Origin of the sequence: Desertibacillus haloalkaliphilus (assembly GCF_019039105.1) — a bacterium.
GTDB classification, from domain to species: Bacteria; Bacillota; Bacilli; order Bacillales; family KJ1-10-99; genus Desertibacillus; species Desertibacillus haloalkaliphilus.
Genome location: NZ_JAHPIV010000004.1, coordinates 22,534 through 37,624, shown reverse-complemented (window position 1 = coordinate 37,624; position 15,091 = coordinate 22,534). Strand labels below are relative to the sequence as shown.

The following is a 15,091-nucleotide window of genomic DNA, read 5'->3' as shown; positions in this document are numbered from 1 at the left end:
CATGAACTTCTGAAGTTGGCTTATACTAACTGGTATCTTCTCTTTTTAACACGCACTATAAGGTGGAATGAATGATGATTTTAAGATTCGGATATGTATCTACCGCTCTTTCACTTTGGGAGGCTTCACCTTCACGAACCTTAACATTTACAAATTGGAAGAAACTAAACGAGGAGCAACGGAAAGAAAAGCTCTACTTTGCGACCGAGCAGAACCTAAAAAATACACTACGGGCACTGCATTACAATATTGCACATGGTATTTCTGTTTATCGTATGTCATCATCACTTGTACCACTTGCCACTCACCCGGAGGTCAAATGGGATTACTTAACGCCGTTTAGTGGGTTGTTTAAAAAAATTGGAGAATTGGTTGCCGATTCAAAATTGAGAGTGAGCTTCCATCCAAATCAATTTACGTTATTTACAAGTCCGAAAGCACACATAACGGAAAATGCCATTATTGATATGAGGTATCATTACAGCATGTTAAAAGCGATGGGCTTACATAAAGAGGCGACGATGAATCTCCATGTTGGTGGTGCTTATGGGGATAAAGATGCTGCAGTAAGTCGTTTTCATCAAAATTTTATAAAATTAGATCCTGAGATACGACAGCAAACAACACTCGAGAACGATGATAAAACGTATACTGCTAAAGAAACATTACGTGTATGTGAGCATCATTCGATCCCATTCGTTTTCGATTATCATCATCATTGGGCAAACCCTGGAAAGGAAGCATTTGAAGAACTGTTACCGAGAATTTTTGCGACATGGGAAGGTACAAAAAAGAGGCCGAAGTTTCACCTTTCATCACCGAAATCAGAAAACGAATATAGAGCCCATGCTGAATATGTTGATATAGACTTTGCCCTCCCTTTTATTAAGGCACTTAAATCATACGGTGAATCTGCAGATATTATGATCGAGGCAAAAGGAAAAGATAAGGCTGCATTAACATTTGTGGAGCAATTATCAAAGGTACGTGGGTATAAGCGGATTGATGGAGCGACAATTGAGCTGTAGTTCATTATCTTGATCGCTATTAAGGGAGGCATGCAAAGAAGATTGTCTATAGCATTGAAAATAAAAACTGATGAGAAGATCTTGACTTCTCATCAATTTTTTTTGTTTTTATCTCTATTGGACCTTGTTATTTGAATGATCATCATCTACATGCAAAGTCTTTTTTTGCAGGCAAACCATAAATCTCTATGTTAGCTCTTCTCCATTAATGGCAGTGAGATTACCGTTTTCGTAGCTTGCTGAAATCACATACCAAGCTCCATCTACATTATAGTAGACATTCACACTCCCATCGGTATCCTCAGTTTTATTCAAGTAGAGCTTATTCGTTCCGTCATGAGGGACTTCAACGATGGATCCGTCCGTGCCTTGCCAAAGAATTGGTTCGGCATCAGTCGGAGCGAAATCTTCTGCGATCGTGACACCCCAGTATTGCTCGTTAACGTCGGTGACTTCACCAATGGCAGCTGTAGTTGGAGTGAGAGTTACATCTGTGACACCGTCGTTATTTACTTTAACGAGTTCACCACTAACATAAGTCGCCGAAATGACATACCAATCCCCGTCGACGTTATAGTAAACATTCACTGTACCGTCAGTCTCTTCGACTTTGTTTAGGTAGAGCTTATTCGTCCCGTCATGAGGGACTTCAACGATTGAACCGTCTGTACGTTGCCACAGAATCGTTTCGGCATCAGTCGGAGCGAAGCCTTCAGTAATCGTGACGCCCCAGAGCTGCTCGTTAACATCGGTAACTTCCCCAATAGCCGCCGTAGTTGCGTTTCCAGGTGCAACCAATGGATCCGTGACATTGGTGACATCATTCCCATTGATGGCGGTTAGCTTGCCATCTTGATAAGTGGCAGAAATGACGTACCAATTCCCGTCGACGTTATAGTAAACGTTCACGGTGCCGTCAGTCTCCTCAGTTTTATTCAAGTAAAGTTGATTCGTTCCGTCATGAGGGACTTCGACGATTGAACCATCTGTACGTTGCCAAAGAATTTGCTCAGCATCAGTTGGAGCGAAACCTTCAGTAATCGTGACGCCCCAGAGCCTCTCGTTAGCCTCTGTGACTTCTCCAATAGCGGCCGCAGCTGGGTCTTCCGGTGCAACCAATGGATCCGTGACATTGGTGACATCATTGCCGTTGATGGCGGTTAGCTTTCCATCTTGATACGTGGCTGAAATGACATACCAAGTCCCATCGACGTTATAGTAGACGTTCACCGTGCCGTCTGTTTCCTCGGTTTTATTCAAGTAAAGCTGATTGGTTCCGTCATGAGGAACTTCGACGATCGACCCATCTGTGCGTTGCCACAGAATCGGTTCTGCATCAGTCGGAGCGAAGTCTTCCGCGATCGTGACACCCCAATATTGCTCGTTAACGTCGGTGACCTCACCAGTACCCGCTGTAGTCGGAGCGAGAGTTACATCCGTGACATCGTCGTTATTTACTTTAACGAGTTCACCACTAACATAAGTGGCCGAAATGACGTACCAAGCGCCATCGACGTTATAGTAGACATTCACCGTGCCGTCAGTCTCTTCAGTTTTATTCAAGTAAAGTTGATTCGTTCCGTCATGAGGGACTTCGACGATTGAACCATCTGTACGTTGCCAAAGAATCGGCTCTGCATCGGTTGGAGCGAAACCTTCGGCAATAGAGACACCCCAAAATTGCTCGTTAACGTCGTAGATCTCGCCAATACCCGCTGAAGTCGCATCTTCTGGTATTTCTATTACGTCCTCATTTACCGGCTCAGCATCTGGGTTTGCGGTATCGTTAATTTTTTGAATCCTCTTTTTAGCTTCATCAAAATTTGTTATTGCATTTTTAGCTTCAGAGCCTTCAGGTAGAGCTATATTATCAATACTAGTCATTTCGTTAATCGTCACTCTTGAATCTTTGTTAGTAAATTCAACCTTTTCAACATTCCCTTCGATTCCTAGCGTAAGTGCCCCTTCATTAACCACTCTTAGGTTGGTGACTCTTGCCTTTCCAACTAGATTTACAGGTTTTGACGTATTAACTTCAAGATTAGCTATATTTCCATTTAACTCAACCTCTGAAGCCCCCTCATTAATGAAAAATTCAGGAACAACCGTGTTGTCATCTCCATTAAATACAGCGTTTGTATTCGCTGTAAGCCTTGTGAAACTAGATTCTTTGGAATCAAAACGAAGGTTGCTTTTATTAATTATCACATCACCAAGTGCAGAATTCTCAACCGTTACTCTTAATCCGGCATCATTCGTAGCGGATTCGGCAATCGATGCATCTGTACGTATCCCCTTAAAAATGGTTTCTCCGTTTATTGTTACATTATTTAATGACAGACTGTTTTCAAGTTCATCGCCAACGATAAGGTCATTATTGATCGTCACGTTATTCAGTGCTAAATAATCTCCGCTTATTATTAGCGGTCCATCAATAATGGTATTCTCACCATCCAACTGTAGATGACCGTTTAACGGATCCTGTTCCGTAGCTTTGTCTTCTCCAGAATTTGTAATTTCTAAATATCGAATTTTTTGCACGACATTGTCTCTATCAGTTAAAGCATAAATAACGGCATTAGATAATATATCTTGGTTATTTTCATTCAGAAGACCTTTTGCATCATCAGAAAGTGGAAACTCATTTCCATTAATTGTTACTGTTGAATTAGAGATCCCTTCTATAGGTGCTTTCCCATCGGTCGAGCCAAATAAATCAACATTCATTGAACGATAAATAAATGTAGAAGCTTCGGCACGTGATGTGTTTTCTCTTGGTGCAAACTCTGTGTCACTGATCCCTTTTGTGATTTCAGATTCATTAATTGCTGCTATATATTCTTTAAACCAATCACCATCTGTTACATCAGTAAATGGTAAATCTGCATCTGGATTTTTCTCTAGATGATTGTAGGCTGAAACAATCATTTTTGCGATTTCAGCCCTAGTAATTTCTTGGTTAGGTTTAAAGGTATTATCTTCATACCCTTTAATGATGCCTTCTTCCTTAAGTGCTGCAATCACACCATAATACCAACCGCCCTCAACATCATCGAAAACCGGTTCTCCTACAGTGCGCTCGGTATCAAGATTTAAACTCCGTGCTAACATCGCAGCAGCCTCAGCCCTAGTCACGTCCCGATCTGGTGCGAAGGTGCCATCACCATAACCTTTTAATATTCCTTTTTCATACAAGACATTTACGGGATCAGTATAATATTTTCCCTCGATATCATTGAATTCGAATATTGCTGCTTCAGCTGCCGCTGGGGATCGTTCTGGTAGACCGAAGGCAAGAGAGGCAATAAGCAAAGATCCTGCCATTACCTTAACCGTTGCATTCTTTAGGTTAGGCATTTTAGAACTGATATAGCTCTTTGCACTTTTTTCTAAATCGACTTGTTCCTCTTTGTTTTTACTATTTAGTTCTTCAGCAAACTCTTCATTTGGCAAATCTAAATATAAAGATATGACTAATTCGTTATTTTCTATTTTAATTTCGTGCTTTTTAAATTGATACATTTTGAATAACTCTCCTCACTTTGTCAAGTTATTACCAATTAAAGATAGGTTCTGTTTAAAGTTGGTATCTTATGCATCACTTACATTTTGAGGAGAGCGCGGTAGATCGCGTTCTTCTTACCTAAATAATGTAAAAGGATCCTGTAGCTCTCCTACTGACAAGAGCTACAGGATCCTAATTAATCACTTTTATTCAATTACTTTCATGTAATGAAGGATACACCTTCGCGCCACAGCATAGACACGCTTCTTTTGGTTGTTCGAAGGGCTTGAGAAAATTTTCATTATCCCAACTGTTCATGGTTAGTAAACCGGGTTGGATCGTTTCTTTCTTACCAACAAGGTACTTAATGGCGTCGAGAGTTTGGAAACAGGCGACAATATCACTGATCGGTGAAATAACCTTGCCGGGCTTACGTACTTTTTTAGTAGTCGAGTCATTTACTAAACATCGTAAACATGGTGTTTCTCCCGGAATAAATGTTGCCTGTACTCCTTTGAACCCCACTGAATCACCATAAATATAAGGAATCCCTGCTTTAAAGCAGTAATCATTCATTAAAAGTTGTGCATTGACATCATCTGTTCCTAATAAGATGAGATCGACATCGTCAGCAAATTTCGAAATAGTGGAAGGAGTAATATCAGAAATGATCCCCTCAATGTTTACGCTTGAATTAATTTGTTGAAGCTTTCGTTCAGCTATAGCTACTGTCGAAAGCCCCTGCCTCTCGTCTTCTTCGTCGTATAATATGTGGTGCTGATTGGTTCGGCGATCATCGTCTACAAAGCTCACGTGACCAATACCAGATCGAACGAGGTGATTGACGACGACGGTACCTAATTCCCCCATTCCTACAACGAGCACTTTACTGTTGTTAAGCTTTTCTTGACCTACTTTACCGACATGGTTCAAAAGGATTTGCCTTGAGTATCTGTGATCCATCCCTTATCCCCCAATATGAGACATTTCAACCTTATGCCGCTTGATTCCAGGAGTATCTTTTAACCTGATTTCAGAATAATGATCATCACGTTTGCTCCAGATGTTTTCGAGCAACTGGATTAACTCTTCATCACTCGCTCCATTGCGTAATGGGGTTTGAATATCGTGTCCTGATGAAGCAAATAAACAGGTATATAAATGACCTTCTGCAGATAGTCTCGATCTCGTGCATGAAGAGCAAAACGCTTGTGTGACTGAAGAGATAAAGCCAATTTCAGCATCGGTATCTCTGTAACGGTAGCGAGTCGCAACTTCACCAAAATAATTTGGATCAACCGGTTCGATCGGCATTTCTTCATTGATTAAGCGGATAATTTCCTTTGATGGGACGACATTTTCTAATTTCCATCCATTTGTATTACCGACATCCATAAACTCAATGAAACGTAAGATGATTTTTCGATCACGGAAATAGCGTGCCATAGGGAGAATATCTTCAACATTCATCTCTTTTTGAACGACCATATTTACTTTTACCTTTAATCCAGCCTCAAGAGCTGCATTAATTCCGTCAAGAACTGTTTGAACACGATAGCCTCTGCCATTAATGCGGGCAAATCGTTCATCATCTAAGCTATCTAAACTAACAGATACTCTGTGTAACCCAGCATCTTTTAGAGCCTTTGCTTGATTAGGTAAAAGTGAGGCATTTGTCGTCATGGCGATATCTTTAATGCCGTCGACCTGTGAAAGCATGTTAATCAGTTCAGCTAAATCTTTTCGAATCATAGGTTCTCCACCAGTGATACGTAGCTTTTCCACCCCTAATTGTACAAATATCTTGACTAACCTTGTAATCTCTTCAAATGTAAGCAAACGGTCGTGGGGAAGAAATTGAAAGTCAGGGCCAAAGATTTCTGCGGGCATACAATAGTTGCAACGAAAATTACACTTATCGGTAACCGAGATTCGTAAATCGCGGAGGGGTCTATTTTTTGCATCGATTGTTTTTAAGTCTGCCATATTCATCTCACCTCTCCTACGTTATAGATAAATCGCTTTACCGGTCTCCTCCATTTTATAACCGCCTAAGACTTCTAACTGATTACGAAACGCTTGTGATTGAATCGTTTCAACGATGGTTTGACCCTGCTTACTCTCGTAAAATTCTTGACTCATTACTAAATCATAAGATTCATAGGAAACTGGCACAAAATCTAGTTGTAGAGCATTCGCCGCAGCATATACACCGAGCCCCGCATCAGCTGAACCACTTTTTACAGCTGCAGCAACACTTAAGTGAGAATACATTTCACGGTTATAGCCTTCGATCTTGTCGGGCTCAATGGTTGCTTCCTTTAAAAGATAATCAAATAATAATCGCGTTCCTGCCCCTCGTTGGCGATTCACATATAAAATCTCTTTTTCTATCATATCGTTAATCGATTGAACTTGTTTCGGATTTCCTTTTGGTACAATCCAACCTTGCTCGCGTTGTAAAAATTTAAGGAGAACGACCGGTACATTTTTTAAGTACTGTTTCAGGTAAGGGATGTTGTATTCACCAGATTCACTTTGCAACAAATGAATCCCAGCGACGTGAGCCTCTCCTTTTCGAATCGCCATAATGCCTGCCATACTTCCTGTATGAGAGGAAATGACCTGTTGTGAAACATCTTGCTCTTTGATTAAAGATGACAAGACATCAACGGATAAGTCATGACTCCCAGAAAATAAAATAGACTGCTTGATTTGTTCTACTGGCTTATAGAGCTCAACCTCAACTTCTTCGCCCTGTTCATACCCTAAGCTGTTGCTCGGGACAACAAGCAACCCATCAGCTCGAACGAGTGACATGGTTACACCAGCTCCCCGTGTTAGCGGATTGGCAATATATTGGCCATTGACATAGCCGATATTCATACGGATGAAATCTTCAGAGCCCATCCCAGACACAATTCTTCTACCAAGCTTAACGTTTAACGTTTCACGCTTTGGAACAGGTACCCCTAGTAATCACATAACAATGGTTGAACAAACCATTCTAAAGAGAGGTAAGCGGATACCGGATAACCAGGAAGTCCGATGACAATCGTGTTGTCCACTTTTCCTAATACAACGGGCTTTCCTGGACGAGCCGCAACCCCATGAGTATACACCTCTCCAAGCTCATTAATAATATGAACGGTATAGTCCTCAGACCCTGCTGATGAGCCTGCATTTACGACGACGATATCAGAATCATCTACCGCATCTTTAATTGCTTTTTTTAACAGATCTGGATCGTCTTTTGTGATCCCTCTATGAACAGGCAGACCTCCCCATTCTTCTATGTGGTTTTGAAACACCGTACTATTAAAATCAATGATGTCACCGCGCTGGACGTTGACCGTTGGCTGTACTAATTCATCTCCAGTCGGGATGATCGATACAACAGGCTTTTTGACAACTGCGACCGATAGGATTCCCCCGGCTAATAAAGCTCCTAAATCGACTGGTCGTAAGCAGTGGCCTTGGGGGAATAACATCTCACCACTAACGACATCCTCTCCAACAGGACGAATATGTTGCCATGGTGTCGCCGGTTCAATGATCTCAATCTTCCCTTGGCCTAACTCTTGGATATGTTCAATCATAATGACAGCGTTATAAGGCTCTGGGATTGGATCACCTGTATCAACGTATGCAAACTGTACTCCTTCTTGTAAGTGAAGTGGTCTTTTCTCATGAGCCCCATACGTATCCTCGGCATGAACGGCTATTCCGTCCATGGCAGAGGCATGGTAATGGGGCATCGAAAGAGTAGCATAAATTGGCTTGGCGGTAACCCTCCCTCTTGCTTCTGATGTAGGAACGATCTCGACCTCACGTTCAATTTGAAACTGATCTAGTAATTGTTTCAATGCTTGTTCTCTTGGTTTATCTTCTAAATAGATTTTTCTTTTGATTTGACCGCTCATCTGACTTTCCCCCTAGCGAAATAAATAAACCGAAACAACTTCACCTTGACGTATTCCCTCTTTTTCAGAAGGGATTTCAACCATTCCATCACTTTCAACTAATGTTGAAATCAACCCTGATTTCCCTAATACTGGATAGGCCCACCATTGATTGTTCTCATTTTTAAGTTGTACCCGGATATAATCCGATCGTCCAGGGCTAGATGGTAGGTTTTGCGAAAGGTTCGCTTCAACAGCATTAGGTAGTTCATGTTCAGTCGAACCATTTAAAAGGTGGATTAATCGCTCTCCGAATAATTTATAAATAATGACGGCAGATGCTGGGTGGCCTGGGAGTCCAAGAACTGGTTTTTGGTTGGCCATCCCAAAAATTGTCGGCTTTCCTGGTTTAACAGAGACCCCGTTTACAAGGACACCCGGCTCCCCTAGAGCAGCAATTACATCTGTCGTATAATCCTTCGTTCCTACCGAACTACCGCCAGACATGACTAATAAGTCTACTTGGTTATAGAGCTCTTTTGCTTTTGCAAAAAACGATTCGTAATCGTCAGGGACAATTCCGCCATTGACCAAGTCAGCTCCTGCTTCCTTCGTTAATGTCGAAATCGTCAATTGATTTATATCGCGTACTTGGCCCACCTGCAACTGCTCGGTATCATAAGGCATAATTTCATCGCCTGATGATAAGTAGCCAACTATGACTTTGCGATAAACCTGAACGTTGGCATGACCGACGGAGCCGAGGATGCCTAATTCTTGGGATCGTAGCTTCGTCCCTTTTTTTAAGAGAATTTCATTTTCTTTTACATCCTCACCGACGGATATAATGTTTTCCCCTGGTGCAACTTCTTTATATGTATTTAAAAGTCCATCAATGTCTTCACAATGTTCAATCATAATAATACTGTCACAGCCGGGTGGTATCATCCCCCCGGTTGGAATGTACATCGCTTCACCATCTCCTAATGGTGTGGTGACTTCTTCACCCATTTTGATCTCATTTGTCAATGTTAGAAAAGATGGCATCGATTCAGAAGACCCGAATGTGTCTTTTGAATGGACAGCATAACCATCGACGGTTGATCTGGCAAATGCTGGTACATTTTCTTTTGATACGATATCTTCTGCTAAAATATAACCACTTGCACCGCCTATTGGTAACGTAATTACTTCTGAAATAGGCTGTACATGACTTTTAATGATATCTATTGTTTCTTCTACTGTTTTGACGTTATAAAATAACAACCTGCTACCTCCTTTGGTAAAACAGCTATTTAAATGTTCATTCGATAAAAGACCTACCTTTTCCTTCTTTTATTAAAGATTTAAAATTATAAGAATAGTATTGAGAATGTACGCTATTCATATGATAATAAAGAAAAGGACAGGGGTGAGAAATTTGGATATTAAAGTATTTGCTAACTTTAGAGACATTTGCGGCGGAAAAATAGTATCAATTAATATCGTTGATGGCGACTCGATTTTAAACGTTCTTAAACAATTAATCTCTCGTTTTCCTGAGATGAAGGAAGAGCTCTTTACTGAAGCCTATGAATTAAAACCATTAAATCATGTGTTTATAAATGGAAAAAATATCATCTACTTAGATGGACTTGATACAAAAGTTTATCAAAAAGATCTTGTAGCCCTCTTCCCTCCTGTTGCTGGGGGGTAATGGGACTATATGTATAAAAAGGAATTAGAAATTAGGGGGATTTCTAGACAATCAATCATTGAGTATTTAGTCCAACTAGGTGGAGAACTAGAAACGAAGGACCGAATTTCATGTGAACACTGGACATGTGAAGTTTCTGCGGAAACATTCGTTGAATTGTTTCGATCTGAAGTTCCTGTTGTTCATGTTTTATTTTCGGCTGAGTCAAAAGACGGATTAGCTGACATTGTTCGAGGGTTCCGTTTGAAAACCTTTCGTGCAGGTGGATAAAAACTACAAGATAACCCTCAACCATAAAAGGTGTGAGGGTTATCTTGTATGTGTGCCGTTTAGGCACCGATTTCAGCTTCAGGAATATCTAGTTCCTTTAGCTTCTCAGAAGGTACAACCCCTTCTTTCCAGCCTCTTACTGAGTAGTACTCTTTTAACATCAACTCAAGATGGCTGATTTCACCTTTTGATCCTCCCTCAGCGGGTTCAGTTAAGAAGCGCGTCGGTAATGTATCAGCGTCTCCTTCAAAGCCGGCAAGGTTATTAAAGTAACGTTCAAGGTTATAGACTCGTTCACCAATTTTCATAATGTCGTCACCTGTTAAGTCGATACCAACGACTGCTGAATATTGTTCAGCATATAGGTCAGGGTTCTCTGAAAATGAAGAGAACTTACATAAATCAAGTGAATCCGAGAACGCATGAAGGTCTTGGAAGGTTTTTAGTAATTCACCTTTCCCTTCTGGCTCAAGTCGGTTTGTCGGCTCAGGAACACCTGCGATTTCACTCGCAACGGTATAGCCGCGTAGGTGACAGCCACCACGGTTACTTGTAGCAAATCCTAGGCCGATCCCTTGAATCCCACGAGGGTCATAGGCAGGAATCGCTTGGTTCTTTACAACCATGGCCATATTTTCATCACCAAATTGCTTTGCTGCTCGGCCCGGTCCATCTGCTAATATATCACCAATACCTTCTCGATTGACAATCTTTTCAACCCAGGCAATCATCGTATCGACATCGCCCCAGTCTAGTCGATCTTCCGTTAATCCTTTTTCATACGCTTCCATCGCTGTTGAAAACGCATTTCCTAACTCAATTGTATCCATTCCATATTCATTACAAAGGTCAATCATAAAAGCGACAGCTTCTTTATTCGAATGTCCACAGTTTGGTCCTAACGCCCATGCGGATTCATATTCAAAACTCTCTACTCTTGTTTTGTATTTACCATCTTTAACTTCGACTTCAATCTTACATGCGACTGGACAGGCATGACAGGTAGGGTCTGCAACTTTTAGGTCAGCGTTTACACTTTCACCACTAATTTGATCAGCGGTCTCCCAGTGACTTCGTTGTGAGTTCTTAGAAGGCAATGCACCAACTTCGTTTACGATATTCATTAGTACGTTGGTACCGTAAACAGATAGCCCACCTTTTTTCGGTTTCGTCAGTGCTCCTTCCATTAATGCTTTCAAGCCACTTTTGATCGCTGTCGGGTACTTATCAGGTTGAGCAGGCTCAGGCATATTGCCTTTTTGAGCAGCTTTGATGACAATGGCTTTTAGGTTTTTAGAGCCCGCAACTGTACCTGTCCCCCCGCGGCCAGCAGCACGATCATCTTCATTCATCCATCCTGCATATTTTACGAGGTTTTCCCCAGCTGGACCGATCGTCATGACACTTGTATCTTTTCCATAACGATCTTGTAAGGTCTTGATCGTTGCTCTAGTACCCTTACCCCATAGCTCAGTAGCATCTCTTAACTCAGCTTCACCGTCTTCGACATAAAGATAAACAGGGTTTGAGCTTTCGCCGGTAAAAATGAGGTTATCGAACCCAGCCCATTTTAGGCGAGCGGCTGTCCAACCGCCCATGTGTGAATCTGTAATGGTTCCCGTTAATGGCGAGCGGGTGACTGTGCATAGACGTCCACTCATATGAATTCTTGTACCTGTTAACGGTCCTGTCATGACACATAGCATATTGTCTGGAGAAAGAGGATCAACATTATAAATTTTGTGATCCATTAGATATTTCACACCTAATCCTCTTGCACCTACATATTTGACAGCATCATCTTCGTTCATTTGTTTGTAATCAATTGTACCCTTTGATAAGTCTACCCAAGCTTCTTTATTTTTGTAACCACCTAGTTGCATAGTATCCCTCCTTAATTTCCTAGTATCAATTTGTAAATTTCTACATAAAAAGAAAAATTCCTGCAATCTTTTGAATCTTTTATCCGTTGGTTTGGAAAAGAAATTGTGATATCCTCATACTAATTATATTAGCTGATTTTTCCAATTATTCGATACTGTTCAAAAAAGGGGATGCTTTTTTGAACAGACATATAAAAGGAGTCATGGTTATGCTACTATCTCGTCAATCGACCGATTCAAAACAAGTATTCATTTGGCCTGAGCTTGAGAAAGACCGGAAGTTATTGGGAAGTAAGACCGTCACGATCATAGGAGTAGGTGCATTAGGAACGGTAGCAGCACACCATTTTGTACGAACTGGTGTGGGGAACATACGCTTGGTGGATCGTGATTTCGTTGAGGAAAGCAATTTACAAAGACAAATGCTCTTTGACGAAAATGATGTGAAAGCAAACACTCCTAAAGTGATTGCAGCCAAAAAGAAGTTGGAACGGATAAACTCGAATGTAACGATTGTGTCACTGATTCAAGACGTAAATGCGACAACCATTGAAGAAATTGTTGAAGGCAGTGACGTAATCATCGACGCGACAGATAACATGGAGACGAGATTTCTCATTAACGATGTAAGTGTGAAGCATGATATTCCTTGGATTTATGGAGGGGCGATTCACACGAGGGGAATGTTTTTTTCTGTGATCCCTGGTCATACGCCTTGTTTGCGTTGTTTATTCCCAACGTCATCTCAGAATCATGGTGAAACATGTGATACTGTCGGGGTGTTAGGACCATTGGTTCACATCATTGCTTCCTATCAAGTCACTGAAGCGTTGAAGATTTTATTAGATTATAAACAGAACAGGAACCGTCATTTAAACCAATTAGAAACGTGGGAATATGATTTTGATGGGTTACCAATTGAACATTCTCGGAACCCAAATTGCGAATGTTGTGTAGAAAGAACATTTAATTATTTAAATCAGCAGTCAAATCAATTATTGATATCTCAGCTTTGTGGGCGTGATAGCATACAAATAACCCCAACTGAAACGATAAGGATTGACTTGAAGGCATGGGCAAAGAAATGGAGACCACTTGGGGATGTTACATGTACACCTTTTTTATTACGACTACATTACCAAAATTACCAATTGACTTTATTTCAAGATGGACGACTCCTCATTAAAGGGACAGAAGATGAACGAGAGGCGAAAAAGTTATACTCAAATCTTGTAGGGAATTGAATGCCTTAATCTATGAAGTGTCCTTAAGCTAGGGCGATGTGACTAAATCAAAACGAGGCCGTAACAAAAAGGTTTGTTTTACCTTTTGTCACGGCCTCGTTTGTCCCGTCCCCCATTAGATCGTATAGAGCTCCTTCCACTTGTTTAAAAATGGTGATGTGTCATCATTAGGACTAGCGATGACTTCACTTGTTTTACCGTACTGTTTAATTTCCCCATGTAACAGCACACATAGACGTTCAGTTAGTTGTTTAATTTCAATTAAATCATGACTAACAAAAAAAGTAGTTGTTCTTGTTTGGTTTAAAATCTCTTTTAAATCTTGCAGTAGCTGTACCTTTGTCGGAACATCTAAGGCGGAAAAAGGCTCATCTAAAAAGACAACTTCAGGTTCGAGAATAAACGCTCGGGCTAAATTTACGCGTTGTGCCTCCCCACCAGATAATGTGTGTGCATGCTTTTTTGCCAAGTGACTAATGTTAAATTTTTTTAACCAATAATCGACCTTTTCATGAATCACTTTCTTTGATTCTTTCCTCAATTTTAGGCCGACCGCAACATTTTGTGCGACAGTTGTATCAAATAATAATGATTGTTGCATGGCAACAGCAAACTTTCTCCGAAGCTCTAGTGAAAACGACTCTACATCCTTTGCTTCTTCTCTGTAATAGATTGTTCCTTCACTAGGTGCCTGCAAGAATGCTAGCACTTTGAGTAAGGTACTCTTCCCTGCACCATTTGGTCCGATCATACCAACGATATCCCCTTCTACTAATGAGAACTCAGGGATGTTGAGAAGGAGTTGTTTATTCATTGATAGTTTTACATCAGTTAATTGGAGAATATTCATACGTTCTCCTTCCTTTGTTGTAATGACGTTAAAATAAACGTAATGATAAAGGCTAGCGTCATTAAAATAAATGAGAATGCAATCGCAATTTCGAAGTTGCCTTTTGACACTTCCATAACCATCGCTGTCGTCAGGATTCTCGTCTCTCCTTTTAAATTGCCACCGACCATCATTGCTGCACCGACTTCAGCAAGAACTCGGCCAAGTCCTGCCATAATTGCTGCAAAAATGGCTAGCTTTGTTTCTTTGAGCAGGAGGGTAACGGTTTGAAACCGTGTCGCTCCTAAGGCCTTAATTTGTAAAAGCATTTTATGATCAAGCTGTTGAAAGGCTGAGGAGGTTAACCCAATGATGATCGGTAATGAAACCAATATTTGAGCCATAATGATTGCTTCAATCGTATACAGAAAGCCGAACTGACCAAGAGGACCGGAGCGCCATAATAACATCGTGATATAGAGCCCCGCGACCACAGGTGGTAAGCCCATTCCAATGTTCACGAATGTTAAAATCAACCTTCTCCCAGGAAAGGTTGTTAAACCTAATACGATCCCTAACGGAAGTCCAATGATCGTACTAATTAAAATCGCAGTAAAACTAACACGTAATGTCGTTGCTGTAATGTCGAAAATTTCCCTGTCGCCTGTGATGATCATTTGGATCGCTTGATTTATACCTTCAATAAATAAGTCCATGGCGGCCACTCGCTATCC

13 protein-coding genes are annotated in these 15,091 nt (G+C 41.0%); 4 read left to right on the top strand and 9 right to left on the bottom strand.

Going from position 1 to position 15,091, the window contains the following annotated elements:
• Window positions 1-74: 74 nt before the first annotated feature.
• On the top strand, window positions 75-1,028 hold the full coding sequence (uvsE, locus tag KH400_RS05470; RefSeq protein ID WP_217223117.1) for a UV DNA damage repair endonuclease UvsE: 954 nt from the start codon (window positions 75-77) through the stop codon (window positions 1,026-1,028).
• A 186-nt stretch (window positions 1,029-1,214) separates the two neighbouring features.
• Here the strand turns inward: uvsE and KH400_RS05465 are convergent, their stop codons facing one another.
• The 6 genes from KH400_RS05465 to KH400_RS05445 all read right to left on the bottom strand — a co-directional run bounded on the left by KH400_RS05465 (window position 1,215) and on the right by KH400_RS05445 (window position 9,701).
• Entirely contained in the window at window positions 1,215-4,550 is a 3,336-nt protein-coding gene (locus KH400_RS05465) for an S-layer homology domain-containing protein (protein WP_217222731.1), read from the bottom strand.
• Between the two features lie 193 nt (window positions 4,551-4,743).
• Window positions 4,744-5,496, bottom strand: a complete 753-nt coding sequence (locus KH400_RS05460) for a ThiF family adenylyltransferase (protein ID WP_217222729.1) — start codon at window positions 5,494-5,496, stop codon at window positions 4,744-4,746.
• A gap of 3 nt (window positions 5,497-5,499) precedes the next feature.
• Window positions 5,500-6,525: a GTP 3',8-cyclase MoaA gene (moaA, locus tag KH400_RS05455; RefSeq protein ID WP_438821104.1), complete on the bottom strand. Its 1,026-nt coding sequence runs from the start codon at window positions 6,523-6,525 to the stop codon at window positions 5,500-5,502.
• 15 nt (window positions 6,526-6,540) lie between these two features.
• Window positions 6,541-7,443, bottom strand: a complete 903-nt coding sequence (locus tag KH400_RS26375) for a substrate-binding domain-containing protein (protein WP_312889064.1) — start codon at window positions 7,441-7,443, stop codon at window positions 6,541-6,543.
• A 62-nt stretch (window positions 7,444-7,505) separates the two neighbouring features.
• Window positions 7,506-8,456: a molybdenum cofactor synthesis domain-containing protein gene (locus KH400_RS26370; RefSeq protein WP_312889052.1), complete on the bottom strand. Its 951-nt coding sequence runs from the start codon at window positions 8,454-8,456 to the stop codon at window positions 7,506-7,508.
• 12 nt (window positions 8,457-8,468) lie between these two features.
• On the bottom strand, window positions 8,469-9,701 hold the full coding sequence (locus tag KH400_RS05445) for a molybdopterin molybdotransferase MoeA (protein WP_217222727.1): 1,233 nt from the start codon (window positions 9,699-9,701) through the stop codon (window positions 8,469-8,471).
• Window positions 9,702-9,855: 154 nt separating this feature from the next.
• Between KH400_RS05445 and KH400_RS05440 the strand changes: the two genes are divergently transcribed.
• A complete protein-coding gene (locus KH400_RS05440) occupies window positions 9,856-10,131 on the top strand; it encodes a ubiquitin-like small modifier protein 1 (RefSeq protein WP_217222725.1) in 276 nt (91 codons plus the stop codon).
• A gap of 9 nt (window positions 10,132-10,140) precedes the next feature.
• The gene (locus KH400_RS05435) at window positions 10,141-10,401 is read left to right on the top strand and encodes a MoaD-like domain-containing protein (RefSeq protein ID WP_217222723.1); all 261 of its coding nucleotides are present in this window, start codon (window positions 10,141-10,143) and stop codon (window positions 10,399-10,401) included.
• A gap of 59 nt (window positions 10,402-10,460) precedes the next feature.
• Here KH400_RS05435 and KH400_RS05430 read toward each other — a convergent pair whose 3' ends face one another.
• Window positions 10,461-12,284: an aldehyde ferredoxin oxidoreductase family protein gene (locus KH400_RS05430; RefSeq protein ID WP_217222721.1), complete on the bottom strand. Its 1,824-nt coding sequence runs from the start codon at window positions 12,282-12,284 to the stop codon at window positions 10,461-10,463.
• Window positions 12,285-12,463: 179 nt separating this feature from the next.
• Here KH400_RS05430 and KH400_RS05425 point away from each other — a divergent pair, with 179 nt between their 5' ends.
• On the top strand, window positions 12,464-13,528 hold the full coding sequence (locus tag KH400_RS05425) for a ThiF family adenylyltransferase (protein WP_217222718.1): 1,065 nt from the start codon (window positions 12,464-12,466) through the stop codon (window positions 13,526-13,528).
• Window positions 13,529-13,643: 115 nt separating this feature from the next.
• Here the strand turns inward: KH400_RS05425 and KH400_RS05420 are convergent, their stop codons facing one another.
• The gene (locus KH400_RS05420) at window positions 13,644-14,378 is read right to left on the bottom strand and encodes an ABC transporter ATP-binding protein (RefSeq protein WP_217222716.1); all 735 of its coding nucleotides are present in this window, start codon (window positions 14,376-14,378) and stop codon (window positions 13,644-13,646) included.
• Window positions 14,375-15,073 (bottom strand): ABC transporter permease, encoded by a 699-nt coding sequence (locus tag KH400_RS05415; RefSeq protein WP_217222714.1) that lies wholly within the window; start codon window positions 15,071-15,073, stop codon window positions 14,375-14,377. The genes KH400_RS05420 and KH400_RS05415 overlap by 4 nt, the downstream gene beginning before the upstream one ends.
• Between the last annotated feature and the right edge of the window lie 18 nt (window positions 15,074-15,091).

What these genes read in the sequence shown, in the direction of transcription:
- uvsE (WP_217223117.1), top strand. Translation starts at nt 75, where the DNA reads ATGATTTTAAGATTCGGATATGTATCTACCGCTCTTTCACTTTGGGAG.
- KH400_RS05465 (WP_217222731.1), bottom strand. Translation starts at nt 4,550, where the DNA reads ATGTATCAATTTAAAAAGCACGAAATTAAAATAGAAAATAACGAATTA.
- KH400_RS05460 (WP_217222729.1), bottom strand. Translation starts at nt 5,496, where the DNA reads ATGGATCACAGATACTCAAGGCAAATCCTTTTGAACCATGTCGGTAAA.
- moaA (WP_438821104.1), bottom strand. Translation starts at nt 6,525, where the DNA reads ATGAATATGGCAGACTTAAAAACAATCGATGCAAAAAATAGACCCCTC.
- KH400_RS26375 (WP_312889064.1), bottom strand. Translation starts at nt 7,443, where the DNA reads ATGGGCTCTGAAGATTTCATCCGTATGAATATCGGCTATGTCAATGGC.
- KH400_RS26370 (WP_312889052.1), bottom strand. Translation starts at nt 8,456, where the DNA reads ATGAGCGGTCAAATCAAAAGAAAAATCTATTTAGAAGATAAACCAAGA.
- KH400_RS05435 (WP_217222723.1), top strand. Translation starts at nt 10,141, where the DNA reads ATGTATAAAAAGGAATTAGAAATTAGGGGGATTTCTAGACAATCAATC.
- KH400_RS05430 (WP_217222721.1), bottom strand. Translation starts at nt 12,284, where the DNA reads ATGCAACTAGGTGGTTACAAAAATAAAGAAGCTTGGGTAGACTTATCA.
- KH400_RS05420 (WP_217222716.1), bottom strand. Translation starts at nt 14,378, where the DNA reads ATGAATATTCTCCAATTAACTGATGTAAAACTATCAATGAATAAACAA.
- KH400_RS05415 (WP_217222714.1), bottom strand. Translation starts at nt 15,073, where the DNA reads ATGGACTTATTTATTGAAGGTATAAATCAAGCGATCCAAATGATCATC.